The sequence below is a fragment of the Enterococcus sp. DIV2384 genome, assembly GCF_050534975.1.
Lineage (GTDB): Bacteria > Bacillota > Bacilli > Lactobacillales > Enterococcaceae > Enterococcus > Enterococcus faecalis.
Window position 1 is genome coordinate 451,116 of sequence record NZ_CP172905.1, and the last position, 24,664, is coordinate 475,779.

Below are 24,664 nucleotides of genomic sequence, written 5' to 3' on the forward strand. Positions count from 1 at the left end.
ATGGAATGGCTTTTATTAAAGAAAATCATATTTTTTTAAATCAACAGTTACAAACGCAAGAGGATGTTTTTCACTTTTTAGCAAAAAAATCAACAGAATTGGAAGTTGCTCAGGACGCACAGGAAGTTTTCGATAAACTGAACGAGCGAGAACAAGAAGGAACAACGGGGATGATGAATGGATTTGCGATACCTCATGCAAAAGCAGCAACGATTCAACAAGCGGCCATTATCATCGTTACCTTGGACCAAGGTGTTGAGTGGCAGAGTCTTGACAACCAATTAACGGAGTTTGTGATTGCGCTGTTTATTCCAGATGCCGAAGCTGGCACGACACATTTGAAATTACTCTCTTCTGTTGCGCGCCTCTTATTAAGAGAAGAAGTTACTTCTGGACTGAAACAAGCAAGTTCGCCAGCTGAAATTGCTACGTTACTAAATAATCAATTAGGAGAGGGAACAGAATGAAAAAAATTAGTGAACAAAAACGTAAACATTTAGAAAATCTGGTAGATGATCAAGGGATTATTGGAGCACTAGCCATTGATCAACGTGGGGCCTTAAAACGCATGATGGGAAAATACAAAGAGGTGACTGCGCAAGAAATCAGTGACTTTAAAGTATTAGTATCTCGTTGCTTAACACCAGAGACTTCAGCAATTTTGTTGGATCCAGAATATGGCCTAGCTGCTGCTGAAAATCGAGCACAGACTTCAGGTTTGTTACTTGCGTATGAAAAAACGGGCTACGATGCTTCGACACCAGGACGGTTACCCGATAGTCTTGATGTTTGGTCGGTTAAGCGTTTAAAAGAAGCGGGCGCAGACGCGTGTAAATTTTTACTTTATTACGATGTTGACGAAAGTGAAGCAATCAATGAACGAAAGAAAGCTTATATAGAACGGATTGGTTCAGAGTGTTTAGCCGAAGAAATTCCATTCTTTTTAGAAATTGTCTCTTATGATGCAAACAATTCGGATAGTGCTTCAAAAGAATACGCTAAAGTAAAACCGCACAAAGTAATTGAAGCGATGAAAGAATTTTCAAAGGATCGCTATAATGTTGATGTTTTAAAAGTAGAAGTCCCTGTGAACATGAATTTTGTAGAAGGTTTTGGCACTGAAAGTCTTTATAGCCAAGATGAAGCACAGGCCTTTTTCAACATGCAAAGTGAAGCAACACAACTTCCATTTATTTTCTTGAGTGCAGGGGTTAGTGCTACGATGTTTCAGGAAACATTGAAATTTGCAAAAAAAGCAGGTTCCTCGTTTAATGGAGTCTTATGTGGTCGCGCAACTTGGGCAGACGGCGTGCTTCCATTTGTTCAACAAGGTTCTGAAGCAGCCGTTGCGTGGCTTGAAACAACTGGTAAAACAAATGTTGAAGAATTGAATCAGGTTTTAAGAGAGAGCGCAGTATCAGTCTTTGAAAAAATCCAGTAATTAAGCTGAAAATATATACTGAATTTAAACTATTTGGTCATCTGAATTAAATTTTTTCAGAAATCGTCTTCTTTAAGTGAACTCAATGTACGCAAACTCAAAAGATATGATATAATTATTTTGATATCGATGTATGAACACCCAAAAAGTAACAGTGCTTTACTTTATTTGGGGAAAGTTGGGGTATTATGGGAATTCCTAAAGAAGGCGAGTTTGTAACCATTCAGAGTTATAAACATGACGGACATTTACATCGAACGTGGCGTGATACGATGGTACTAAAAACGAGCGAGTATTCTTTAATTGGTGTGAACGATCACACGTTAGTAACGGAATCCGACGGACGTCGGTGGGTGACTCGTGAACCAGCCATTGTTTATTTTCACAAGAAATATTGGTTCAATATAATAGCAATGATTAGAGAAAAGGGGGTTTCGTATTACTGCAATCTAGCTTCGCCATATGTTTTAGATGACGAAGCGTTGAAGTATATTGATTATGATTTAGATATCAAGGTTTTTCCAGATGGTGAAAAACGTTTACTAGACGTTGATGAATATGAATTTCATAGCAAACTAATGGATTATCCAGAAGATATTGACTTCATTTTAAAAGAAAATGTCAAGACTTTAGTGGATTGGATTAATAACGAAAAAGGCCCCTTCTCGCCCGAGTATGTAGATATCTGGTATCAACGTTATCAACAGCTATCAAAAAAATAGCCGATGTAAACAGCCCACAAAAGGAGCTTGGAGCATTAGCCAAAATGGCTAATGCTCCAAGCTCTAAATTTTCCGATTTAATTGGTGTTATAGTTCTTTATTCATTTCGTAGTGTTCAATGCCAGCATCCATAAAAGGTGCGCCTGTTTTTTGATAACCTAAACGTTCATAGAAGCCTACAGCGGTGACTTGTGCTCCTAGAGTAATCTTGTGGTAGCCTTGTTCTTTGGCAAAAGTTTCCGCCGCTTCCATAATCACTCGTCCATAGTCGGCGCCACGGTAAGCTTTTTCAACGGCCATTCGTTGTAATTTCATAACGCCATTTTCTAGTGGAAGCAAGCGACAAGTTGCGACAGCTACATGGTTCGTGTACAAAACAAAGTGAATACAACGTGCTTCATATTCATCGATTTCCATCTCTTCTGGTACCCCTTGTTCCGCTACGAATACGCGTTGACGAAGCCGGACAGCATCTAAATAAAGATCACTCATGGTATCTTTTGTTTGAGCTACATGCATAGAAAAACCCCCAAGTTCAGAATCTGTTTCTATTTTATTATACCACGAAAAAGTTCTAGCAATGAAGTATTCTCAATGACTGAGGGGGGAAGGTGTGATAAAATAAAACAGCAACAATTGAATAAAAATAAAGGAGGAGCCGATGTGATTAATCGATTTAAAGAATCGAAATTATTTTTCTGGTCAGTTGAATTACTTGTCGTGGCCATGCTATTATTTATTGCTTCGAAAATTAATTTCTTATTTGCACCGATTGGGACATTCTTTTCAACGTTGTTTGCCCCAGTCTTAGTAGCAGGCTTTTTGTATTATTTACTAAATCCTGTGGTCAATCTACTAATGAAGACGAAAATGAAACGAATTTATGCCGTCTTACTGGTATTTTTATTACTAATCATCGCATTAGTTCTGATCTTATTAACAATTATCCCTAAGTTGGCAGATCAGCTAGCTAGTTTAGCATCAAGTATGCCGGATTTCTTTAAACAAGTGGAGACCTGGATTTATGAGATTGCGGAGTTACCTATTTTTAAACAAATTGATTTAACAAGCTATATTGAAAAAATGGATATTTCTTATGCAAATATTATCCAACAATTTTTAAGTAGTTTATCAAGTAGCTTAGGTTCAATCGTATCAACGGTGGCGTCAACCACCATTGTTTTGGTCACTGCGCCATTTATTTTATTTTATATGTTAAAAGATGGAGATAAGCTAGTACCAGCGATCCAACGCTTTTTACCTGAGAAAAGAAAAGATGATATTGTGGATCTTTTAGGACAATTGAACCAAACCTTATCCAGTTATATTAGTGGACAAGCGATTGAATGTTTATTTGTCGGTACATTTACGATTATTGGGTATTCATTGCTTGGCGTTCGTTATGCCTTTTTATTTGGTGTCATTGCCGGCTTTACGAATTTGATTCCCTATCTAGGACCTTATCTAGGATTAGCGCCTGCTGTCTTAGTGACCATCTTTAATGAACCCGTCAAAGCAGCCTTATGTTGTTTAGTGGTGCTAGTGGTTCAACAATTGGACGGAAATATTATTTATCCAAACGTTATCGGAAAATCTCTAAAAATCCATCCATTAACGATTATTTTAATTTTATTGGTAGCAGGAAATTTAGCAGGTTTGCTAGGTATTTTCCTCGGTGTCCCATTTTACGCAATCTGCCGGACCATTATCTACTATGTTATTGATATGGTCAAAGCGGGTCGTAGTGAAAAAGTTACCAATGCCGTTCTTTTAGGGAATGAAACAAATACGAAAGAAAATAACGGTTAATGATTGAATCCGCTAATCTTTCGTGCTATGATTTTATGGATTAGGATAGAAAATAACCTGTCATAATACTGATTGTGTCTGTTTCTAAGCCTAACCATAAAAAGAGGAAGAACGTTAAAAGAGTACGAAAGTACAGCCTCGGAATTATCAACAATTAAGGAGAGAGAGAACATTATGAATAATGCTGACCCTGAGAGTCAGTCGCTAATTGCGCAACTTCTATTATTAGTCGTGTTGACGTTTATCAATGCCTTTTTGGCAGCGGCGGAAATTGCAGTCGTATCTGTTAACAAGAATCGTGTGGAACAAAAAGCGGAAGACGGCGACGCAAAAGCTCAAAAATTGCTTAAGGTATTGCAAGACCCCAATAACTTTTTATCCACAATCCAAGTAGGGATTACTTTGGTTAATATCCTATCTGGTGCTTCATTAGCAGAGACTTTATCTAGTCGTTTGGCCCCTGTATTAGGTGGCGGCGCCGCAGCTAAGAGTCTTGCCAGTATCATTATCTTAGCATTGTTAACGTACGTTTCTATTGTATTTGGTGAATTATACCCTAAACGAATTGCTATGAATAAATCAGAAGAAGTCGCTCAATTGACTTCTGGTGCAGTCCGCTTTTTAGGAGTTATCGCGCGTCCCTTCGTTTGGTTGCTATCGGCTTCGACCGATTTATTATCCAAAATCACACCAATGACTTTCGATGATGCTGATTCGAAGATGACACGAGATGAAATGCGCTATATGCTTGAAACAGAAGGTGTTTTGGAAAACGAAGAACTAGAAATGTTACAAGGTGTCTTTTCATTAGATACAAAAGTGGCACGAGAAGTAATGGTTCCTCGGACAGACGCATTCATGGTTGATATCCAAGATGATGTCCAAGAAAACATCAATTTAATTTTAGGAGAAAATTATTCTCGGATTCCTGTTTATAGTGAAGACAAAGATAAAATTGTTGGTATTTTACATACCAAAACGTTACTAAAAGCTGCACGTAATTTAGGCTTTGAAAACATTGAATTAGGCGCGATTATCCAAGAACCATTATTTGTCCCAGAAACCATTTTTATTGATGATTTACTTTATGAGTTAAAACGAACACAAAACCAAATGGCGATTTTACTAGATGAATATGGCGGTGTTGTCGGTTTAGCAACACTTGAAGATTTACTAGAAGAGATCGTTGGTGAAATTGACGATGAAACAGATGAAGTAGAAAATTTATATACACAAGTGGCCGACAATGAATATTTGGTTCAAGGACGCATGTTAATTGACGAATTTAATGAAGTATTTGAAACAGATTTACACATGAGCGATGTTGATACAATGGCAGGTTACTTAATTACAGCATTAGGAACCATTCCTGATGAAGGGGAAAAACCTTCTTTTGAAGTGGGCAATATTAAGTTAACTGCTGAAGAAATGGAAGGCACACGTTTGCTAGTCTTACGCGTTCATTTCTACGATGAAGAAACTGTCGATGAAGAACCAGAAGAAAATCGTCGTTTTTTCCGTAAAGAAATGGAAGATGACGAACCAAGACGTTAAAAATAACCTGTGACATCAGTCGTTTTGACTAATGTCACAGGTTTTCCTTTTAAAAAACAGCCAACAGCAGCTCTTTATTCTCAAGGCTTGACATGATATACTAGCAAAGGTTAATCAAAAATTATGCTGAAGAAAATAAATAAATAAACATCACAAGTGATAAGGAGATTTTTATGACGATCAATCAAAAAGAAGCAGTCGATAGTCGCCGTACGTTTGCGATTATTTCCCATCCGGATGCTGGGAAAACAACGATTACTGAACAATTATTATTATTTGGGGGCGCCATCCGCCAAGCTGGAACCGTCAAAGGGAAAAAAACAGGGAACTTTGCCAAATCTGACTGGATGGAAATTGAAAAACAACGGGGAATTTCGGTAACGAGTTCTGTGATGCAATTTGACTATCAAGACAAACGGATTAATATCTTGGACACCCCAGGGCATGAGGATTTCTCAGAGGATACGTATCGGACCTTAATGGCCGTGGATAGTGCTGTGATGGTTATTGATAGTGCCAAAGGGATTGAAGCACAAACGAAAAAACTTTTCCAAGTTGTTAAAAAACGTGGTATTCCAATTTTTACTTTTATTAACAAATTGGACCGTGACGGACGGGAACCATTGGAACTTTTAGAAGAATTGGAAGAACTATTGGATATTGAATCTTATCCAATGAACTGGCCAATTGGTATGGGAAAAGGCCTAGAAGGTCTATACGATATTTATAATGAACGTGTGGAATTATATCGTCCAGAAAATAATGGCGGGGAGCGTTTTATTCCTTTAAAAGATGGCGATATCCCAAGCGATTTACCATTGCACAATAACAGCGTTTATCAACAAGTGTTGGAAGATGTTGAGTTATTGGTAGAAGCAGGCGATGAATTTAGCGAGGAAAAAATCGCTCGTGGTGATCAAACGCCAGTCTTCTTCGGTTCTGCTTTGACAAACTTTGGGGTTCAAACATTTTTAGAAACCTTCTTACAATTTGCGCCTGCGCCACATGCGCATAAAACAGAAGAGGGTGGCGAAGTAAGTCCTTACGAAAAAGAATTTTCAGGCTTTGTCTTTAAAATTCAAGCGAATATGAACCCAGCCCATCGTGATCGAATTGCCTTTGTTCGAATCTGTTCAGGTGTTTTTGAAAGAGGCATGGACGTGACTTTAGGTAGAACAGGCAAAAAAGTCAAATTAAGTAACGTGACGCAATTTATGGCGGATGCCCGTGAAAACGTCACAGAAGCTGTTGCAGGCGATATTATCGGTGTGTACGACACAGGAAATTACCAAATTGGCGATACTTTGTATGAAGGGAAAATGAATGTTCAATACGAAGAGTTGCCGTCATTTACCCCTGAATTATTCATGAAAGTGACTGCCAAAAACGTGATGAAACAAAAATCTTTCCATAAAGGAATTTACCAACTGGTTCAAGAAGGAGCCATTCAATTATACAAAACATATTTAACAGAAGAATATATCATTGGCGCCGTAGGTCAATTGCAGTTTGAAGTTTTCCAATACCGAATGTCCAATGAATACAATGCTGAAGTGGTAATGACGCCAATGGGTTCTAAAATTGCCCGCTGGATTAATCCAGAAGATTTAGATGAACGCATGAGCTCTAGCCGAAACATTTTGGCACGGGACCGCTTCGACCAACCATTGTTCTTATTTGAAAACCAATTTGCGGAACGCTGGTTTGCTGATAAATATCCAGATGTTGAACTGAAAAGTTTGATGTAAAATTAATTTGTAATCAATCAGTAGCTGAATCTTTAGAAGATTGAAGCTCGCATCTTTAGCAAAAATCTACTAAGATGCGTTGGTTTGCAAGAAGTCCTTTTTTATCAAAATTTGATAAGAAGGGACTTTTTTCTATGAATTGGGAGGATATTATTTTAGAATTTTGTATGGATATTACAGTGAGAGGTTTTTCAAAAATAACAATCAAAAATTATAAATCAAAATTAAGAAACACAGCAAATTTTTTCAAATCAATAAATGTTAAACCGTCACAGCTTGAAAAGAAACATATAAAAAGCTGGATAATAGATATGCAAGAAAAAGAAATGCAAGCATCGACAATCAATGTCAGTGTTAGCAGATTAAAGAAGTTATTTGACTATATGTTAATTGAAAAATATATTGAGTATAATCCGTTTGTTGATATTGAAAGATTAAAAGAACAAAGAAAAGTAATCTATCCTTTGAATGACTGTGAAATTAAACAAATGCTGACAGTTGCTAAAAAACACCCATACAAACATATAGCACAAAGAAATGTTGTGATATTGATGTTGATGATTGAATGTGGGTTGAGGATTAGCGAAGTTTGCGAGATACGAGATGAAGACATTATGAATAATCAAATCATTATTAGAAAATCAAAAAATAATAAGGATAGAGCCGTCGCTGTCAGTCCAATTCTCAAAAAAGAAATAATAAAATATTATCGAATTAAGAAAAGAAAATATGGCTCGTTAGAAGGGAATCCTTTTATTATCAGTAATCTAGGTAAAAAATTGAATGAAAAAAGTATTTGGCAGATTATGCAAGAAATAAAGAAGCAAATTGATATAAGAGATTGTGTCCGTTTTTCAGGTCATACGTTAAGACATACTTATGCAAGTATGCAATTACGGAACGGATTAGATATTTATACGTTAAGTTTAAATATGGGGCATAGTTCAATTGAAATGACTCAAAGATATGTTCAGACGTTAAGTAGTGAAGATTTTATAGAGAAGTCTATTAAAACGAGTACTTTGATGAATTTGAGGTGATTAAGTTATTTAACGTTTCTTTAAAGTACAAAATTATTTAATAAACCCAGTTAGGATTTCCTAACGGGGTTTAATGAATTTTAAACCTTTGTGTCTATAATATTAGAGTTAGTGATTATAAATTTTTGAACGAGATTTGTACTCTGCGGATTTAAGATAATTTTCATTCATTTTAGTTTGTGCTATAGGGGTGAAACATTCTCCATAACTTTCTAAAATAGGTAAGTAGTCAGATGTAGCCGCACATATAATTCTATTTAAATCATTGCTTTTTAATTCCCCCATTTTAAGTCTGACTTCTTTAATAGCTAACTTATTAAATCCTTTTTCAAAGAATAAGAAATTAGTTGTTCCAGTTACCATAGACTTATACGCTATACAATCTGGTTTTGCATGATTTATTTTGGTTATCAAGATATTATCTTCACTAGATAATGGAATATTATTGTCGCATTTTTCTAAAATATCCTCAAAACCGAATCGTATTCCATCAATAATAATTAGAGGTTCTTCATTTTCTAATGTTGGAAAAGTGCTTGTCAAATCATCATAAGCCCAGAATGTAACTATATTTTTACTAGAACCATGTTTTAAAATTTCTTTACGGGAAGTATCTGGTGTGTCCGACCAATAAGATAATTTTTGATTTGGAAATAATTGAGAATATCTATTTGATGAGTTACTATCTCTTAGATTGCCATGAAACAGCTCGCTGGCAGTTTTTTCATAAAAATTTTGATTGAATTCAACGCATCTAAAGAAATCGAATTCTTTAGTTATCAGTATAGGCAGTGTGCTATGTTTCAAAACTTTAGATAGATGAGAGTGATTGGAATATAATTTGCTCAATGGTCTATTACTCCTTAAACTTAATATTTTATAAATACTTATGCTATAACAATAATATAATAAATGTTTAGAAGAGAGAATATGAATTGATAATTATAGTTTAGAATTTTTAATTTCTGTAAACTGTAAGTATTATAAGTTATGATATTTCATATGATTTTTAATAGTCAATAAGATTTGAGAAGTATTAATCTATAATTTGACCATCAGAATTCATTTTTTCAATTTCAACTATTTGTTGTTCATAGAATGGCGAGGTAGCTATTTTAATCTTTTTATCTGTTGAAATCGTTAAAGAAGAAATATAATGAGGAGTTACTGCCACTTTAGCAGATGTTTCTGACAACGTAATTAATAATGATTGATTGTCGCCAAAAGTAGTATATTCAGAAACAATAGCAACTAATCCATCTTGATTTGTTAGTATCGACAAATACTTAGGAGCTTCGATAATCCATCCAAATTGCATCTTGTGAGTATTCATTATATGTTCCAACTCTCTATTTGTTTTTTTGTTAGTATAATAGTAACTTAAAAAAAGAAAAAGTGCGAGATAAGAAAATCTTTATAGTTTATTTCTAGAAACACTGATAAAAATGGCTGTAAAAAATTGATATATCAGTATTTATTTTTTAGTGCCGGCAAGAGATATCTTTCTTACTTAATAGCACTATCTAGGTTCAGTAAAATAGCTAAAATTTACGCTCTAGATATATTTATATAACGAAATAGTGATAATTCATTGTTGCTTTAGTTGAATTATTTGTTTTTTTGAAATCAACTAGAACTATCTTCATATTTAGAATATATAGGTAAAGTTATATTTTTATTTTGTTTAGATATGTAGTGTTAAAATAACGTAGTATGGAATTTAAATAGCCTGTGTTATTGTTTAGGAGTTTTAAAAAATTAATACTTAATATTTTAGAAACGCTTAGAATGTAATTCAGGCAGCATACAATCGATTCTGGAGATTTTGAATATATTTTTAGAAGAGAGGAAGTGTGGTCGGGCTTCTGTGAATATTAATTTAAGTTAATAGTAAGAAAAGTATGGATTATACGAGTTTTTTATATCTATTTTAAGTTGATTTTTCTTATAAGTTTGAGATAATATTGTATGATTGGAAAATTTAGAAGAACGGAATATAAAATAGAGTAATTTTATTTGTTATTTGATTATGGAACCGTATTCTCTAAAATATTGTTCTTTATTATTGTGATAATTCAAAAAATACACTCAAAGATAAAAAAATAAGTCAACTATGCAAGGAGATATGATATGGTGGAAAGAGGATTTCAACCGTTAATTACTATCAAAGAAGCTATTGAAAATATAGACAAAAATATTTATCTATTACCTGCTATCCAAAGAAAATTTGTATGGAGCCCAGAGCAGATAGAATCATTGTTTGATAGTATCATGAGAAAGTATCCTATAAATTCGTTAATGTTATGGCAAATTACTTCAGATGAAATAAAAAATAATTATAGATTTTATTCTTTTTTGAGAAAATATAAACAACGTTTTGGAGAAATGAATGAATATTATAATTCTATGGGACGAACAGACAATTTTTTTGCAGTAATTGATGGACAACAGAGGTTGAACAGCTTATATATTGGACTAAAAGGAAGCTATGCAGTTAAATTAAATCACAAACGATGGGTGGACAATGAAGACAATTTTCCTCCAATGAAGTTATACTTAAATATAAAAAATACCTATAAGCAAGAAACAAAAATTGATAAAGAATATGAATTCAAATTTTTACGTAGAGATAAAGTAGAGAAAGAAAATAAATTAGGTGAAAAATATTGGTTTGAAGTAGGAAGTATTTTAGGCTTGTCAGATGAAAAAAATCGATGTTCTTATTTAGAAAAAGTGGGTTTAGAAAATAATGAATACTCCAAAGATATATTAAATCTGTTATATGAGACTATCAACGAAGAAAAAGTTTTAAATTATTACTTGGAAGATGAACAAAATCTTGATAAGGTATTAGATATTTTTATTCGAACTAATGATGGCGGGACGAAACTTACTTTTTCAGATTTGTTGATGTCTTTTTTAACAGTTCATTGGTCTGATGCGAGGGAAAATTTTGAGGAATTAATTAGAGAAGTTAACCAGTTCGGTGATTTTTCTATCACAATAGACTTCATTTTGAAAAATATGTTAGTTTTATATGCAGATGACATAAAGAGTAGAGTGAAAAATTTTAATGAAGATGTAATTAATAAAATTAAAACTAATTGGGAAAGGATTCGTAAATCAATTCTTAATGCTTTTGAGATGTTCTATAGATTGGGTTTTGAAAACAGAACGTTTCCTGCTAAAAATGCTGCTATACCAATTGTTTATTATATCTATGAAAACAAACTTGAGGATGAAGTTATAAAAAATAGATTCTTAGATTCCAACACGCAAAACGCCAATTCTCAACTCATGAAAAAATGGTTATTATTAGTGTTTTTGAAACGTATTTTTGGTGGGCAATCAGATAGTATCCTTCGAGAAATTCGTAAAATAATTGATGACTCTTCCTCTGGTGTCTTTCCTTTAAAAGAAATAATCAATAGTGCTAAAAGCAATCCTACAAAAAATTATTCTTTTGATGATGCAATAATTGAAGGCTTATTTGAAGTACAATGTGGTTCTGATGACGCATTTTTTGTATTGTCTTTATTCTATCCAGATTTAGATTATTTCAATCAAAATTTCGATATTGACCATATTCACCCAAAATCAAAATTTCAAAATAAAACATTTATGGAAAACCATTTTAGTAAAGAAGAAATTGAGAGGATTGGTAATAATTGGAATAAAATTGGAAATTTACAATTATTAAACAAGGAAAAAAATATTTTGAAGAAAGATAAGAGTTTGTCAGAATGGATGGAAATCAATCACTTGAATAACTCATTTTTATTTATTGATGAAGATATCAAATTAGATATAGAAAATTTTGAATTGTTTTATGAAAATAGAGTTGCCAAGATGAAACAAGATTTAAAGGAGCTTGTTAAATAATACCTTAGTGGCTTGTAATTCAACTTATTATCAGGTAGGTGTTATTATGAAAGATTTCGAAATTGGTTTACCTAAAGACGCATCGTTATTGGTAAATGTTACCGATAAAAATTTATACAATTATGATTTTACATCTTATTCATTATTGCCATTGCAAAGAATAGCTTCAAAATCGATAGCGGTAAAAATTAAAAACAGTTTATTTTCAAATATTTCAGAAATGAGTTTGATTGAAAATTTGTCTAATCAGAAAGAAACAGAATACGTAGCTAGGATACCTGATTTTGCAAAGGAAAAGATAGATTCTGGAGAATGGTCATTTGGCGTAAGAAAAAAAACAGGTGAAACATATGCTGTCATTAAGGATAATTTAAGTGGGGAAAATAAAAGTTTTGTTACTCTTGATAAGAAAATTGTAAAAGAGTTAGGTGTTCTACCAGAGTTATCAGCAATCCAAGGTCAGTTAGCATCAATTTCAGAGCAAATTGAGGGATTAAATCAAATTATACAAAGGGTAGAGAAGGGTCAGTATAATGATAGATATGCGGGATTTTTTTCATCCAGACAATTAGTTGTTGAAGGATTAGCTTCAGAGAATGAATCGAACAAAAGAGAGCTATTGATTAGTTCTATCAAAATTGCTAATGAAACAATTAGCAAGCTAATGCTTTCTATTCACGAAGATGCAGCTCTTTTAATTGATTCAAAAACAAAATCAAAAGATGCACGTAGAATTGATAATTTATTGCAAACATCTTTAGGATATTTAAATTCTGCAGTCCAACTAAACCTAATAGCGTATACAGCTTTGGGAGAAAAACAATCTTTATTTGCAACACTGACAAACTATCACTCGTTTGTTAAACAAGTGTTAATGAAAGAAAACGAAAGCGGAAGAACTATTGCGTGGTTATTGGATAATGCTCACGTGGGTGATGATGGAAGAATTCAGGAATTAACTAATGATTTGTCTACAAAAATTGAAGTGCTCATAGCAACTTATAATAATGAAAGGACAGACGTGACTGAAAATGAAAGAATCGAAAATTAAGACTTGTAAGTACCCAAATTGTAATAAAGAAGTTCCATCAGATAAATCTTTATTTTGCATGGAACATAGTCGTAGCTTAAAGGAAAAAAGAAATTTAGTTGGAACTGCTTTAGGTAGCGTAGCTATTCTAGGAGTGACTACTTTAGCAAACAGTATTATCAAGAAAAAGATTTAGTTGGAATGTTTAATCATGTTATAGTCAATAAATGGATTTAGTAGAAAGCTTACCTCCTTTGGAGATAATTGACTAAAATTTAGAGTGTTTATAATAAAAAGCCTTTATTAGGCTTTTTATTGTAACTATGTGCTCGTATAGCTGAAAGGATGAAAATTAAATTGTATAATAATTATAATAATATTGAAAGAATTTTTTATAAAAACTTACGAAAAGAAAACCTAGATAATAAATTAGAAAAATCTGTAATTCATAGTAGATATATGGATTCTTCTCAAAGTATAATCGTTCCAGAGAATGAAACACTTACTATAGCTAAGTTTCCACCAAATAGATTTTCTGAGAAAATAGGAACACATCCAGATTTTATTGATGAAAGTTTACTTCCAAAGACACAGTATATCTGCTCCATTTTTTTAGATATTAAAGGTTCCACTAGATTGGCACTTAAATATGATTTAGAGACTGTTCAGAAAATAAAAAATGCTGTTCTTTCAACTGGAATTGAAATTATTAGATATTTTGGTGGTCATATCCACCGACTTCAAGGAGATGCAATTTTTGCTTTTACTGGACATAGTAAACTTTTAAAAAGTGATGCAATAATTCAAGCTATAAATGCTGCTTCAGTGATACAATACATGAATCAAAATATTTTGAAAAAATATTTTGAGAATGTTTTAGGTGTATCATCATTAAAAATAAGAATTGGTATAGATTTTGGGGATGATGATGAAGTTCTTTGGTCTAAATATGGCATTGATAATATTAATGAAGTTACTGTGACTAGTTTACATGCTGATTTGTCATCTAAGCTCCAAAATAAGGCTTCTGAAAATAGTATTATGGTTGGAGAAAATGTTTTTTCATACTTGCAATTACCAGATGATTTGCTCAGTGATATCTACATTAAAGGTAGCTCTGAAGAAAAAGACTATTATATTATGAAACACAATTCATTTAATTATAAAATGAAAAATTTTGATTGGTCAAAATATTTAGAAAGAATAGCCCATTTTGAATCGTATGAGGGAGATTTTCAAATAAAATGTTACTATTTATCAGAAAACGAAAGGCGGATACCTTACTATTCAGAAAAAGCATTAGAAAAAGATACAGATATAGTTTATCAAATTGAAGCTAGTCAGTCGTTGCTACATAAAATTAACAGTGTAGAATGGACTGTTTCAAACTCTGGTATTGAAGCTTCGAAAGAAGAAGAATTAGACTATGTAGTCCCAAAGGAAGCTTTCACGGATGAAGATAATGCTGTTTTTCGATGTAAGAGACATACTGCTTTTAATGGACTGCATTATATGATTTGTAAGATAAAAGCTGAAGGAAATATTACCAAAAATAAATATTTTAGTTTATATGTTAATGATAATGATTTATCTAAGAGTTACTTAAAAAAAGCTGAATTGGAGTGATATTTACATGGCATCATCAAAAAAAGACTTTGTTTATTCACAAAATGACTATCTAAACAATTATATACAGTTTGCAGATACTAAATCAGCAGTATTTATAACTGTAAACGGTGTATTGATGGGATTTTTATATACTCAAATTAAAGATAATATGCCTTTCGAATTTGAAAAATCGAAAAATCTTTTTTTATTAGCGAGTATTGGACTTTTACTTGTGGCTTATGTTTTTTTATTTTTAGTTATTTTTCCACGTAGAAGCTATAGAAATGGCAACGGAATTGTTTTTTGGGAAGACGTAGCTACCTATAAAGATGCAGAATCTTATAAAATGAAAGTATCTGAAATCCCTCAAGGTAGTTTTGAAGAAGTCATGATTGAACAAAATTATTATCTGGCAAAGACAGCAACGAAAAAGTATAAAAACTTACACTGGAGTTTTATTTTTTCGATAGCTTCTTATATATCTGTAGTTGTTTTTTCTATCCTGAATGTATTGAAATGATTAAAATTAGGTTCCATTGATAAAACAGAAAAGTCACATTAAATAACATATAATTTTCAACTTTTGTTTTGTGATACTTGTCTAATCAATTTTCCTACTAAAATTAATGATTAAGAAGTAATAGGTGTATTGAGAAAAATAAAGGTTGAACATTGCGTTGGTTTGTAGTAGAAATGGATTGCTTTCTAAGATTATTTATTGTATGATGAATCCTGATAAAAAGGGACTTTCGCTTATTTGAAAACCAATTTGCGGAACGCTGGTTTGCTGATAAATATCCAGATGTTGAACTGAAAAGTTTGATGTAAAATTAATTTGTAATCAATCAGTAGCTGAATCTTTAGAAGATTGAAGCTCGGCGCAGTCATTCTCAAGATGATTGCGCTGAGCTTTTTCTTCTTATAAGGCACTAAAGCAGGCGTGATTGTTTTTTTTGAGATAGAATACTTATTATAACTAACCTATCAAGGAGTGGACAAGAACATGAATTTTTATGGCATCGAGTATTTAAAAAGCCAATCTAATTTAAATGATTACTTAAAGTATTTTTTTATTTTTGCTTTGTTAATCGGGCTAGTCATTGTGTTTAGTTTTTATGTGCGACATCAAATTCAAACGAAATATCGTGAATTAAGTATTATTATTTTTTTATCATTATTATTTGTTTTAGGGGTTCAATATTCCAATTATCAACTGAACCAAAATCAGCATTCACAATCTTCACAAATGGTACATTTTGTCGAACAAGTGGCACAGGAAAAAAAGGTTTCTCCAGAAAAAGTTTATGTCAATGGTACACAATTGGCTGACGGAACTATAGTTAAAATTGACGAAGTGTTTTATAAAATGAGTTTAAGTACGGATCAGCAGTCTTATACGTTACAAGAAACGTATTTATTAACACCAACGATTGAAATCATAAAGTAAAGTGAGGGAAAATTAATGCAGTTTTATAGTCCAATTATTATTAAATTTGCTTTAGGTATTATTTGTTTAATTGTCCAAATTAATTTGATGGGAAAAGGCAATTTGGCGCCCACATCGGCCATGGACCAAGTGCAAAACTATGTATTGGGGGGCATTATTGGTGGTGTTATTTATAATGATTCAATTACGGTGCTCCAATTTGTATTAGTGTTAATTTTGTGGACATTATTAGTCTTAATTTTAAAATTTGCAAAAGAGCACAATCGCTATGTGAAACAAATTGTGGATGGTAAACCCATTACTTTAATTAAGGATGGACAGGTTGTGGTGAAGGAATGTTTGAAAAATGGTATTTCTGCAAATGATCTAATGTTTAAATTACGAGCAAATGGTATTTATGAAGTCCAGCTTGTTAAACGGGCGGTTTTAGAACAAAATGGTCAATTAACAATCGTCGAATATGGCGATGAAAGTATTCGTTATCCGATTATTGTGGACGGTCAAGCCAACATGGATGTCCTAGAGTTAATCAAAAAAGATGAGCACTGGCTATTAACGCAAATCCAAGAACAAGGCTTCCAAAGATTACAGGAAATCTATTTAGGGGAGTATTTATCTGGACAGTTAAGTTTATCGCCGTATGAAGAAAAAACGATTGCTTAGCTATACTTTTCATTCTACTTATATTAAAATTAAATGGTAATTCAATGAGTTTTAAAAGGAGGGAAAATGAAAACTAAAAAGATAGTTGTCGGGTTATTTTGTTCAATGATTATTTTAATGGGGTGCCAACCAGATCAACGAACTGAAAAAATGAAAGAAAGTACTGAAGCAGAAGCAGTCCAAGTAACGAGTGGTGCCTCGGCAGCCACTAATGCCACTTCTGTAAAGCAGGAGGAGCAGACAAACACGAATGATCAACCGAAGGAGAGTGCTGCCAAAGTGAGTTATGAGCGTAATGGACATACCTTTGAAGTTGATGCTGTTTCTGGCGCTACAGTAGAAGCTAATAATGGACAATCAGGAATTAGTCCAGAAGAAAAAGCTCAAAAGATGTATTGGTCAGGTCGTCCAGAAATCGGGGAAGTTCAAGGGGATTATTATCATCATGAAGTCGTGTTTGATGGCGGCTATACGGCTTTAATTGATGTCGTTGTTAAGGATCAACAAATTCAGTTAGTGGAATTTGATGAACGTGGACCTAAAAACTATTATTCTGAAGAATGGGCAGGAGTGACAAAACGTTTATCCGGCTATGCAAATTTTCAAGCGAACAACGCCCGAACTGATCAATCGTTAGTGACCGTTGTTAATACGATGACTTTTCTAGAAAATCAAATGGTTGCTGAAAATCGCCTAGATGGCGCATTCCAGACAGCCAAAGGTCAATCCAATAGCGCTAATAATGGCTATCTTCCTGCTGCTAGGGCTTTAGCCAAGGAAATCAAAGAACCTTCAAAAGAACATTATACAAGTCTAACAGAAGATTTTGGGGAGGGGCTTTCTGGACGTTTAACTGTTATTACGTTAAAAGATTCAGGGAAAATAACCGATCTTCGTTATGATGAATATTTTGCAGATACAGAAGAAGAGATTAAAGATGCGAAACTGAAGGCTTATTCTCGCCAATCAAAATATTTTTCAAAAGATTATGCTCAAAAATCGGGGGAAAATTTCAAAAAAGAAGTGGATGACTTAAGAAAAAAAGCAATCGAGGAAAATAAATTAGTCAGTCCGACAAATGAGGAAGCCTGGTCGAAAAATTATCAAAGGCTTGTAAAAAAAATAACGTCACAATAAATTAAAAAAACTGCCGAAGTGGGGAAACTTCGGCAGTTTTTTTAATTTTCCATGAGGGAAACTTTTAATGGAACAGACACTTCGGTCACATGGTTTAACTCAATGATAGAAATTTCATCTGGGTCATAAGCCTCTTTAGGTAATCGTTTTAACAGTTTTGCTAAAATTTCTTTTACTTCTGTCGGACGAATGCGACGATTTTTATTCATAATCAGAACTTCCACATGGTGAGCTGCTTCTGAATAGACAGCGGTCGTGTTTCCTGCTGAGTAGACTTTTACAAAGTAAGCATCCGTGTTTTCCAATTGTTTATTTACTAATTGTTTGTAGCTATTGGTCACATTCACTAATTTCATTTTATCACCTCATTATAGTTGTGTGCTGCAAAAGAGCGTTTCCAATTATGTACAGGAGTTCCAGATTGAATTTTTTCTATGAGGAACAAGTATACGAATATCTTTCTTCTATTATAGTTTTTTTTGATGAAAATAAAAAGTGAAAAGCATAAAAAAATCCGCACGCATTGTTATTAATGCGTGTGGATTTTTGATTATTCTGCTTGGTCAGATGTTGAAGTTTCTGTTTTAGTCACTTCTTGTGCGCCAGTTACGATAATTTTACCTTCGTTATCTAACGCTGCGACTAATTGATGATTTTCAGGATGATCTAGATAGTATTCAGCAATGCCGTCTTCAATTTGTTCTTGAATTGTTCGACGTAAAGGACGAGCGCCCATTGCAGGATCATAACCTAAATCAACGAGTTTCTCTTTGACTTCTGTTGGAACCTCAATGTGTAATTTTTGTTTAGCTAATAAGCCATTTACTTCTTCTAACATCAAGCTGACAATGTTCATCAGGTTTTCTTTGCTTAATGCTTTGAATTCGATAATACCATCGAAACGGTTAAGGAATTCGGGGGTGAAGAAGTTGTTCAATTGACCTAAAACAGATTTAGTCACACCTTCACGGGCAGCACCGAAGCCAACGTTGGCTTCCACAGCTCCTGTTCCAGCATTACTTGTCATGATAATGATGGTGTCTTTAAAGCTGACTGTACGACCTTGTGCATCTGTTAAACGACCATCGTCGAGAATTTGTAAAAACATGTGTAAAACATCAGGATGCGCTTTTTCAATTTCATCCAATAAAATTAAACTATAAGGATTACGACGGACTTTTTCTGTGAGTTGTCCAGCTTCGTCATACCCAACATAGCCTGGAGGAGAACCAATCAGTTTAGAAACACTGTGTTTTTCCATGTACTCACTCATATCAAAACGAACCATCGAATCTTCTGAACCGAATAGCTCAAAAGCTAATTGTTTTGCTAATTCTGTTTTACCAACGCCTGTTGGCCCAACAAATAAGAAGGAACCAATTGGGCGGTTTTGTTTGCCTAGGCCTACACGATTGCGACGAATCGCTTTAGCTACTTTATCGACAGCATCATCTTGTCCGACAACGTGAGCTTTTAAGTCAACAGCTAAATTTTTCAATTGGGTTTGTTCTTTTTCTTTTAAGTCACCGACAGGAATGCCAGTTTTTTGTTCCACAATGGCTTCAATATCTTTTTCAGTGATGACGGGTGTTTCTTCATCGCTGATTTGTTTTTCTTTCATTGCTTGTAATTTATTGATTTGATCACGATAGTAAGCCGCTTTTTCAAAATCTTCTTCTGCGGAAGCTTGTTGTTTTTGTTGTTCCGCTTCTGCTAATTTTTTATCAATTGTTTTTGGATCGACGAGTTGGATAGTTAGATTCATTTTTGAACCAGATTCATCTAACAAGTCAATCGCTTTATCTGGTAAAAAGCGATCTTGAATGTAACGGTTGGATAAGTTTGCTGCTGCGTTAATCGCTTCATCTGTATATTTGACATGATGATAATCTTCATAACGTTTTTGCAGACCATGTAAAATCGTTATGGTTTCGGCAACGGTTGGCTCATCTACTTGGACTGGTTGCATCCGACGTTCTAAGGCAGCGTCTTTTTCAATAATACGGTACTCATTTAAAGTTGTGGCACCGACTAATTGTAATTCACCACGTGCTAAGGCCGGTTTTAAAATATTGCCAGCATCCATATTGCCATCACCAGCAGCACCAGCACCCACAATTTCATGGACTTCATCAATAAATAAAATGACATTTTCAGCTTCAGTGATTTCTTCAATCAATTTTTGCATCCGTTCTTCAAATTGTCCGCGAATACCAGTTCCTTGAACAAGTGAAACCACATCTAAACGAATGACTTCTTTGTCCAATAATTTTTGGGGCACATCGCCATCGACAATTTTTTGGGCTAAACCTTCGACAACGGCTGTTTTACCAACACCTGGTTCACCGATTAAAACGGGGTTGTTTTTTGTACGGCGATTTAAGATTTCAATGACACGCTTAATTTCTTGGTCACGTCCTACCACAGGATCGATATCTCCTTGGCGTGCCGCTTCGGTGATGTTAATCCCATACTCGCCTAGCAAACCTTGACCAGCGCTAGCGCCTCCGCGAGGGGGTTGACCTCCATTACCACCATCACCAAATTGAGTGGGTGGTGTTTGTTGTTCATAAGGATTACCTTGTTGCATTTGGCGAGAAAGAGAACGATATAAATCGTCTAAACTCCCAAAGCCAAAAGGGTCTTGTCCCATATTTTGAGGGGAATTATTCGCTTGATTTTTTAATTTTTGATAGCAGCTTTGGCAATAGTCCAGTTGTTTTCTTTGACCATTCACATTTGCATATAAATGAATTGTTGCTTCATTTTGTTGACAATTTTGACAAATCATTGAATGAAACACATCCTTTCAAAATAACTGAGGCCAGAAAAATAGTTGTTTGTTCTATTATTTCTAGTAAACAAACCATTTTTTCTCAAACCAGCCAAGTACTAGATAGCAGGAATAAATTCTGTCTACAAAACCACTTGACCATTTTTGACCTTTGAGGTTATTATAGCATTTTTTGTAAGAGAATCAAGTAAAAGACCTTGTTTAAAAAAAGACAAAGATTCGATTTTTTTACAGACAATTGCGCCATTTTCAAGTAAACTATAAGAGTTGATATTTAAGAGAAAGAGTGGTGAAATCAATGGCTGAAAATCCTTTTGTAGAAAAAATTGCTTCATTAAAAGCTGGAGAAATCTCTGAATTAATCGTGGAGCAAAATGAATTTTTCCAATTTCGTGATGCTTGGATTTCTTTACCTGACCGCGCGGAAATTGTTGGAGAAGCGGGGTTAAATGGACGAATCATTTATCGTTACCAAAAAGAGGAAGAATAGTCAGTGCAAAACATCACGAAATTTAAGCAAAAAGTGTTGTGTAAGATAGAAAAAAATGGTAATCTTAGAAACTGAAAGGGTCTTTTTTCGAGTAGACGTTTGATTTTAGCGTATCAAGAAAGGAAAACCCTAACATAAAAATTTTTTATTTACGAAGGAGACCGATTTATATGGAAAAGAAAGAATTTCACATTGTAGCAGAAACAGGAATTCACGCACGTCCAGCTACTTTATTAGTACAAACTGCAAGCAAATTTAACTCAGATATTAACTTAGAATACAAAGGTAAATCTGTTAACTTAAAATCAATCATGGGCGTTATGTCTTTAGGCGTTGGTCAAGGTTCTGACGTAACAATCACTGTTGATGGTGCTGACGAAGCTGAAGGAATGGCAGCAATCGTTGAAACATTACAAAAAGAAGGATTGGCTGAATAATGTCTGAGATGCTAAAAGGGATTGCCGCAAGTGATGGCGTTGCTGTTGCTAAAGCTTACCTGCTAGTTCAACCTGACTTGTCTTTCAACAAAACTTCCGTAGAAGATACTGATGCAGAAGCAACTCGCTTAGACGATGCTTTAGCAAAATCTACTGAAGAGTTGCAAGCAATTCGCGACAAAGCAGCTCAAAGCCTTGGTGAAGCAGAAGCGCAAGTTTTCGATGCTCATTTAATGGTTTTATCTGACCCAGAAATGGTTGGTCAAATCAAACAAAATATCCAAGACAACAAAGTCAATGCAGAAGCTGCCTTGAAAGAAGTTACGGATATGTATATTGGTATGTTTGAAGCAATGGACGACAATGCTTACATGCAAGAGCGTGCAGCAGATATTCGTGACGTTGCCAAACGTATCTTAGCACATTTATTAGGTGTGACTCTTCCAAATCCTTCAATGATTAACGAAGAAGTAATCGTGGTTGCCCATGACTTAACACCTAGTGATACTGCACAATTAGACCGTACGTATGTTAAAGCCTTTGTGACAGACATCGGCGGACGTACTTCTCACTCAGCCATCATGGCTCGTTCGTTAGAAATCCCTGCAATCGTTGGTACAAAAGAAATTACTGACAAAGTAAAAGCAGGCGATATTTTAGCAGTGAACGGAATCATTGGGGATGTTATTATTGACCCAACAGATGCTGAAAAATCTGAATTTGAAGCAGAAGCAAAAGCTTATGCAGATCAAAAAGCAGAATGGGATAAACTAAAAAATGCAGAAACAGTGACAGCTGACGGCAAACATGTTGAGTTAGCTGCAAACATTGGTACACCAAAAGATTTAGAAGGCGTACACAAAAACGGCGGCGAAGCTGTTGGTTTATATCGTACAGAATTCTTATACATGGATTCATCTGACTTTCCAACTGAAGAGGACCAATACCAAGCGTATAAAGCAGTTCTTGAAGGAATGGAAGGAAAACCAGTTGTGGTTCGTACAATGGATATTGGTGGGGACAAAGAGCTTCCTTACCTAACATTACCACACGAAATGAACCCATTCTTAGGTTACCGTGCATTACGTATTAGCTTATCAGAACTAGGTGACGGCATGTTCCGTACACAAATGCGTGCATTATTACGTGCGTCTGTTCATGGTAACTTACGTATCATGTTCCCAATGGTTGCTACTTTGAAAGAATTTAGAGCAGCGAAAGCAATCTTTGAAGACGAAAAACAAAAATTAGTCAACGAAGGTGTTGAAGTTTCAAACGATATCCAAGTAGGTATTATGATTGAAATTCCAGCAGCTGCCGTATTAGCTGATAAATTTGCCAAAGAAGTTGACTTCTTTAGTGTTGGAACTAACGACTTAATCCAATACACAATGGCGGCAGACCGTATGAACGAACGCGTTTCTTACTTATACCAACCATACAACCCATCAATCTTACGTTTAATTAAAAATGTAATTGATGCAGCACACGCTGAAGGTAAATGGGCTGGTATGTGTGGTGAAATGGCGGGCGATCAAACAGCTGTTCCATTACTATTGGGTATGGGCTTAGATGAGTTCTCAATGAGTGCTACATCTATCCTTAAAACACGTAGCTTGATGAAACGTCTAGACACAACTAAAATGGCTGAACTTGCTGACCGCGCATTAAAAGAATGCGACACGATGGAAGAAGTCGTTGCATTAGTTGAAGAATATACAAAATAATTAAGTGATTATGAAAGCACATCGACAATTGTCGATGTGCTTTTTTATTGTTGCGATTCACGTATTTTTTTCTTGAAATAATAAATCGTGCTTCCCAAAATGAATAGAAAAACCAGCGTGATGCTACTCACCAGTTTCCAAGGGAAATTGGTGTGTTTTTCAGGTGGGAGGTTGACGGCGGTAGCATTGTATTTTTTAGCTTCTTTTTCTTGGATGACTAAGTGTTTTTCCCACGAATAGTCTTGATAGCCATCGTTTGCTTTGATTTTTACAGTATAATTTCCAGGAACAAAAGGTTGTTCCTTTAAGTCAATCCGATAATTAAAATTTGTATTAGGAGCCATTGTTAACGACTCTTGGTGATTTTCGTAGCGAGGTTTGGTTTCTTTTTCATAATACAAAGAGGCATCGACTTGTAATTTTTTAATCATAGCCGCTTGTTTGTTTTGGAGATTCATTAATACGCGGTTACGACCGTTAGCTTGATCGGTTTTTACTTCATTTAAAGATAATTCTGGCTGAACAGGTTCATCTGTTTCACTAAGTAAGACACCGACTACATAAGAAAAACGATTATTGATGGCCACACCGTTTTCTGAGTGAGCAGGTTGTTCATCTGACTTTTGTTCAAAGTAGAGTCCTCCTAAAACGTACCCATTAAATGGTTTTTCCGGTAAAGTAAGCTGACATTCAACAGTCTTGGTTGAGTGTTTAGGTAGGTGGATTTCTTTTGGCAATTGCGCAATCTCATTAAAAGTAAAAGGTGCAGACGGATCTTTTTTTGTTTCAGCATGAGAATAATCTGCCAAGCCATTATCATTAGTAATCGCTGCATTGGCTGAAGCTAGCACGGTAATGTCGTTGGCTGTTTGATTCGTTAGTTCGATTTGTAGCTTTTGTGTTTGGTTTGGAGCGACACGTAAATCAAAATAACTTGTCTCTTTGGTTCGTTGATTGTCGGGTAAAATGGCTTTTACAGAAAAAGTCATTTCGCTTGCTTCTACAGAATAAGAGCCAATAAAAAATAAAAAAATGATGACGCTAATAGCATGGAGCCATTTAAAAAGCTGCTGATTCATAGTGTGCACTCCTTTTTGACAATTTTTTATAACAAGGTATTGCATGAAGTTGTTTC

General features: G+C 34.4%; 23 protein-coding genes. 17 read left to right on the plus strand and 6 right to left on the minus strand.

The genetic code is table 11. The features are described from left to right. Positions 1-5 precede the first annotated feature (5 nt). The 3 genes from IGK54_RS02245 (at position 6) to bph (ending at position 2,163) form a co-directional block, all read left to right on the plus strand. A complete protein-coding gene (locus tag IGK54_RS02245) occupies positions 6-467 on the plus strand; it encodes a fructose PTS transporter subunit IIA (protein ID WP_002358680.1) in 462 nt (153 codons plus the stop codon). Next, a complete protein-coding gene (lacD, locus tag IGK54_RS02250) occupies positions 464-1,441 on the plus strand; it encodes a tagatose-bisphosphate aldolase (RefSeq protein WP_002364816.1) in 978 nt (325 codons plus the stop codon). Before IGK54_RS02245 ends, lacD begins: the two co-directional genes overlap by 4 nt. A 188-nt stretch (positions 1,442-1,629) precedes the next feature. Next, positions 1,630-2,163 (plus strand): biofilm phosphatase Bph, encoded by a 534-nt coding sequence (gene bph / locus IGK54_RS02255; RefSeq protein ID WP_002355538.1) that lies wholly within the window; start codon positions 1,630-1,632, stop codon positions 2,161-2,163. Positions 2,164-2,250: 87 nt separating this feature from the next. Here the strand turns inward: bph and IGK54_RS02260 are convergent, their stop codons facing one another. Further along, positions 2,251-2,682 carry a GNAT family N-acetyltransferase gene (locus IGK54_RS02260; RefSeq protein WP_142957310.1) on the minus strand — a complete coding sequence of 144 codons (432 nt, stop codon included), beginning with the start codon at positions 2,680-2,682 and terminating at the stop codon, positions 2,251-2,253. A 75-nt stretch (positions 2,683-2,757) separates the two neighbouring features. Here IGK54_RS02260 and IGK54_RS02265 point away from each other — a divergent pair, with 75 nt between their 5' ends. From IGK54_RS02265 to IGK54_RS02280, 4 genes are all read left to right on the plus strand, one after another. Beyond that, positions 2,758-3,972, plus strand: a complete 1,215-nt coding sequence (locus IGK54_RS02265) for an AI-2E family transporter (protein WP_172759295.1) — start codon at positions 2,758-2,760, stop codon at positions 3,970-3,972. A 174-nt stretch (positions 3,973-4,146) separates the two neighbouring features. Further along, complete coding sequence (locus tag IGK54_RS02270) at positions 4,147-5,526, plus strand: hemolysin family protein (RefSeq protein WP_002363168.1); 1,380 nt, start codon at positions 4,147-4,149, stop codon at positions 5,524-5,526. 173 nt (positions 5,527-5,699) lie between these two features. Further along, the gene (locus IGK54_RS02275) at positions 5,700-7,274 is read left to right on the plus strand and encodes a peptide chain release factor 3 (RefSeq protein ID WP_002355543.1); all 1,575 of its coding nucleotides are present in this window, start codon (positions 5,700-5,702) and stop codon (positions 7,272-7,274) included. A 74-nt stretch (positions 7,275-7,348) separates the two neighbouring features. Next, positions 7,349-8,314: a tyrosine-type recombinase/integrase gene (locus IGK54_RS02280; protein WP_142957312.1), complete on the plus strand. Its 966-nt coding sequence runs from the start codon at positions 7,349-7,351 to the stop codon at positions 8,312-8,314. Positions 8,315-8,422: 108 nt separating this feature from the next. On the opposite strand, the gene IGK54_RS02285 is transcribed toward IGK54_RS02280, so the two are convergent. Together IGK54_RS02285 and IGK54_RS02290 are read right to left on the minus strand one after the other, a co-directional pair. Beyond that, entirely contained in the window at positions 8,423-9,163 is a 741-nt protein-coding gene (locus tag IGK54_RS02285; RefSeq protein ID WP_240185336.1) for a hypothetical protein, read from the minus strand. A 187-nt stretch (positions 9,164-9,350) separates the two neighbouring features. Next, entirely contained in the window at positions 9,351-9,647 is a 297-nt protein-coding gene (locus tag IGK54_RS02290) for a hypothetical protein (protein WP_010717480.1), read from the minus strand. A 797-nt stretch (positions 9,648-10,444) separates the two neighbouring features. Here IGK54_RS02290 and IGK54_RS02295 point away from each other — a divergent pair. The 7 genes from IGK54_RS02295 (at position 10,445) to IGK54_RS02325 (ending at position 18,081) form a co-directional block, all read left to right on the plus strand. Continuing rightward, positions 10,445-12,196 carry a DUF262 domain-containing protein gene (locus IGK54_RS02295; RefSeq protein ID WP_002384918.1) on the plus strand — a complete coding sequence of 584 codons (1,752 nt, stop codon included), beginning with the start codon at positions 10,445-10,447 and terminating at the stop codon, positions 12,194-12,196. Next, positions 12,186-13,247, plus strand: a complete 1,062-nt coding sequence (locus tag IGK54_RS02300; protein ID WP_002388528.1) for a hypothetical protein — start codon at positions 12,186-12,188, stop codon at positions 13,245-13,247. The genes IGK54_RS02295 and IGK54_RS02300 overlap by 11 nt, the downstream gene beginning before the upstream one ends. A gap of 324 nt (positions 13,248-13,571) precedes the next feature. Further along, positions 13,572-14,852 (plus strand): nucleotide-binding domain-containing protein, encoded by a 1,281-nt coding sequence (locus tag IGK54_RS02305; RefSeq protein ID WP_002384922.1) that lies wholly within the window; start codon positions 13,572-13,574, stop codon positions 14,850-14,852. 7 nt (positions 14,853-14,859) lie between these two features. Next, positions 14,860-15,354, plus strand: coding sequence for a Pycsar system effector family protein (locus tag IGK54_RS02310; protein WP_048340628.1), 495 nt, complete (start codon positions 14,860-14,862; stop codon positions 15,352-15,354). Positions 15,355-15,837: 483 nt separating this feature from the next. Continuing rightward, positions 15,838-16,281, plus strand: a complete 444-nt coding sequence (locus tag IGK54_RS02315) for a DUF3290 domain-containing protein (protein WP_002355544.1) — start codon at positions 15,838-15,840, stop codon at positions 16,279-16,281. Between the two features lie 15 nt (positions 16,282-16,296). Next, positions 16,297-16,944 (plus strand): DUF421 domain-containing protein, encoded by a 648-nt coding sequence (locus tag IGK54_RS02320; RefSeq protein ID WP_002368017.1) that lies wholly within the window; start codon positions 16,297-16,299, stop codon positions 16,942-16,944. Positions 16,945-17,010: 66 nt separating this feature from the next. Beyond that, entirely contained in the window at positions 17,011-18,081 is a 1,071-nt protein-coding gene (locus IGK54_RS02325; RefSeq protein ID WP_142957318.1) for a hypothetical protein, read from the plus strand. 41 nt (positions 18,082-18,122) lie between these two features. Here the strand turns inward: IGK54_RS02325 and IGK54_RS02330 are convergent, their stop codons facing one another. Together IGK54_RS02330 and IGK54_RS02335 are read right to left on the minus strand one after the other, a co-directional pair. Beyond that, positions 18,123-18,437: a DUF1827 family protein gene (locus IGK54_RS02330; RefSeq protein WP_002355547.1), complete on the minus strand. Its 315-nt coding sequence runs from the start codon at positions 18,435-18,437 to the stop codon at positions 18,123-18,125. Positions 18,438-18,631: 194 nt separating this feature from the next. Beyond that, complete coding sequence (locus tag IGK54_RS02335) at positions 18,632-20,872, minus strand: ATP-dependent Clp protease ATP-binding subunit (RefSeq protein WP_002408029.1); 2,241 nt, start codon at positions 20,870-20,872, stop codon at positions 18,632-18,634. 301 nt (positions 20,873-21,173) lie between these two features. Here IGK54_RS02335 and IGK54_RS02340 point away from each other — a divergent pair, with 301 nt between their 5' ends. From IGK54_RS02340 to ptsP, 3 genes are all read left to right on the plus strand, one after another. After that, positions 21,174-21,365, plus strand: a complete 192-nt coding sequence (locus tag IGK54_RS02340; RefSeq protein ID WP_002366170.1) for a hypothetical protein — start codon at positions 21,174-21,176, stop codon at positions 21,363-21,365. Positions 21,366-21,535: 170 nt separating this feature from the next. Further along, complete coding sequence (locus IGK54_RS02345; RefSeq protein WP_002355551.1) at positions 21,536-21,802, plus strand: phosphocarrier protein HPr; 267 nt, start codon at positions 21,536-21,538, stop codon at positions 21,800-21,802. Then, entirely contained in the window at positions 21,802-23,529 is a 1,728-nt protein-coding gene (gene ptsP, locus IGK54_RS02350) for a phosphoenolpyruvate--protein phosphotransferase (protein WP_002361251.1), read from the plus strand. Before IGK54_RS02345 ends, ptsP begins: the two co-directional genes overlap by 1 nt. 44 nt (positions 23,530-23,573) lie before the next feature. On the opposite strand, the gene IGK54_RS02355 is transcribed toward ptsP, so the two are convergent. Next, entirely contained in the window at positions 23,574-24,653 is a 1,080-nt protein-coding gene (locus tag IGK54_RS02355; protein ID WP_002386937.1) for a DUF916 and DUF3324 domain-containing protein, read from the minus strand. Positions 24,654-24,664: the final 11 nt, after the last annotated feature.

Coding starts and splice junctions, on each gene's coding strand:
- IGK54_RS02245 (WP_002358680.1), top strand. CDS start 6: ATGGCTTTTATTAAAGAAAATCATATTTTTTTAAATCAACAGTTACAA.
- IGK54_RS02320 (WP_002368017.1), top strand. CDS start 16,297: ATGCAGTTTTATAGTCCAATTATTATTAAATTTGCTTTAGGTATTATT.
- IGK54_RS02305 (WP_002384922.1), top strand. CDS start 13,572: ATGAAAATTAAATTGTATAATAATTATAATAATATTGAAAGAATTTTT.
- IGK54_RS02310 (WP_048340628.1), top strand. CDS start 14,860: ATGGCATCATCAAAAAAAGACTTTGTTTATTCACAAAATGACTATCTA.
- IGK54_RS02275 (WP_002355543.1), top strand. CDS start 5,700: ATGACGATCAATCAAAAAGAAGCAGTCGATAGTCGCCGTACGTTTGCG.
- IGK54_RS02355 (WP_002386937.1), bottom strand. CDS start 24,653: ATGCAATACCTTGTTATAAAAAATTGTCAAAAAGGAGTGCACACTATG.
- IGK54_RS02345 (WP_002355551.1), top strand. CDS start 21,536: ATGGAAAAGAAAGAATTTCACATTGTAGCAGAAACAGGAATTCACGCA.
- IGK54_RS02335 (WP_002408029.1), bottom strand. CDS start 20,872: ATGATTTGTCAAAATTGTCAACAAAATGAAGCAACAATTCATTTATAT.
- lacD (WP_002364816.1), top strand. CDS start 464: ATGAAAAAAATTAGTGAACAAAAACGTAAACATTTAGAAAATCTGGTA.
- IGK54_RS02325 (WP_142957318.1), top strand. CDS start 17,011: ATGAAAACTAAAAAGATAGTTGTCGGGTTATTTTGTTCAATGATTATT.
- IGK54_RS02270 (WP_002363168.1), top strand. CDS start 4,147: ATGAATAATGCTGACCCTGAGAGTCAGTCGCTAATTGCGCAACTTCTA.
- IGK54_RS02290 (WP_010717480.1), bottom strand. CDS start 9,647: ATGAATACTCACAAGATGCAATTTGGATGGATTATCGAAGCTCCTAAG.
- IGK54_RS02295 (WP_002384918.1), top strand. CDS start 10,445: ATGGTGGAAAGAGGATTTCAACCGTTAATTACTATCAAAGAAGCTATT.
- IGK54_RS02280 (WP_142957312.1), top strand. CDS start 7,349: ATGCGTTGGTTTGCAAGAAGTCCTTTTTTATCAAAATTTGATAAGAAG.
- IGK54_RS02330 (WP_002355547.1), bottom strand. CDS start 18,437: ATGAAATTAGTGAATGTGACCAATAGCTACAAACAATTAGTAAATAAA.
- IGK54_RS02315 (WP_002355544.1), top strand. CDS start 15,838: ATGAATTTTTATGGCATCGAGTATTTAAAAAGCCAATCTAATTTAAAT.
- IGK54_RS02265 (WP_172759295.1), top strand. CDS start 2,758: ATGACTGAGGGGGGAAGGTGTGATAAAATAAAACAGCAACAATTGAAT.
- IGK54_RS02340 (WP_002366170.1), top strand. CDS start 21,174: ATGGCTGAAAATCCTTTTGTAGAAAAAATTGCTTCATTAAAAGCTGGA.
- ptsP (WP_002361251.1), top strand. CDS start 21,802: ATGTCTGAGATGCTAAAAGGGATTGCCGCAAGTGATGGCGTTGCTGTT.
- IGK54_RS02260 (WP_142957310.1), bottom strand. CDS start 2,682: ATGCATGTAGCTCAAACAAAAGATACCATGAGTGATCTTTATTTAGAT.
- bph (WP_002355538.1), top strand. CDS start 1,630: ATGGGAATTCCTAAAGAAGGCGAGTTTGTAACCATTCAGAGTTATAAA.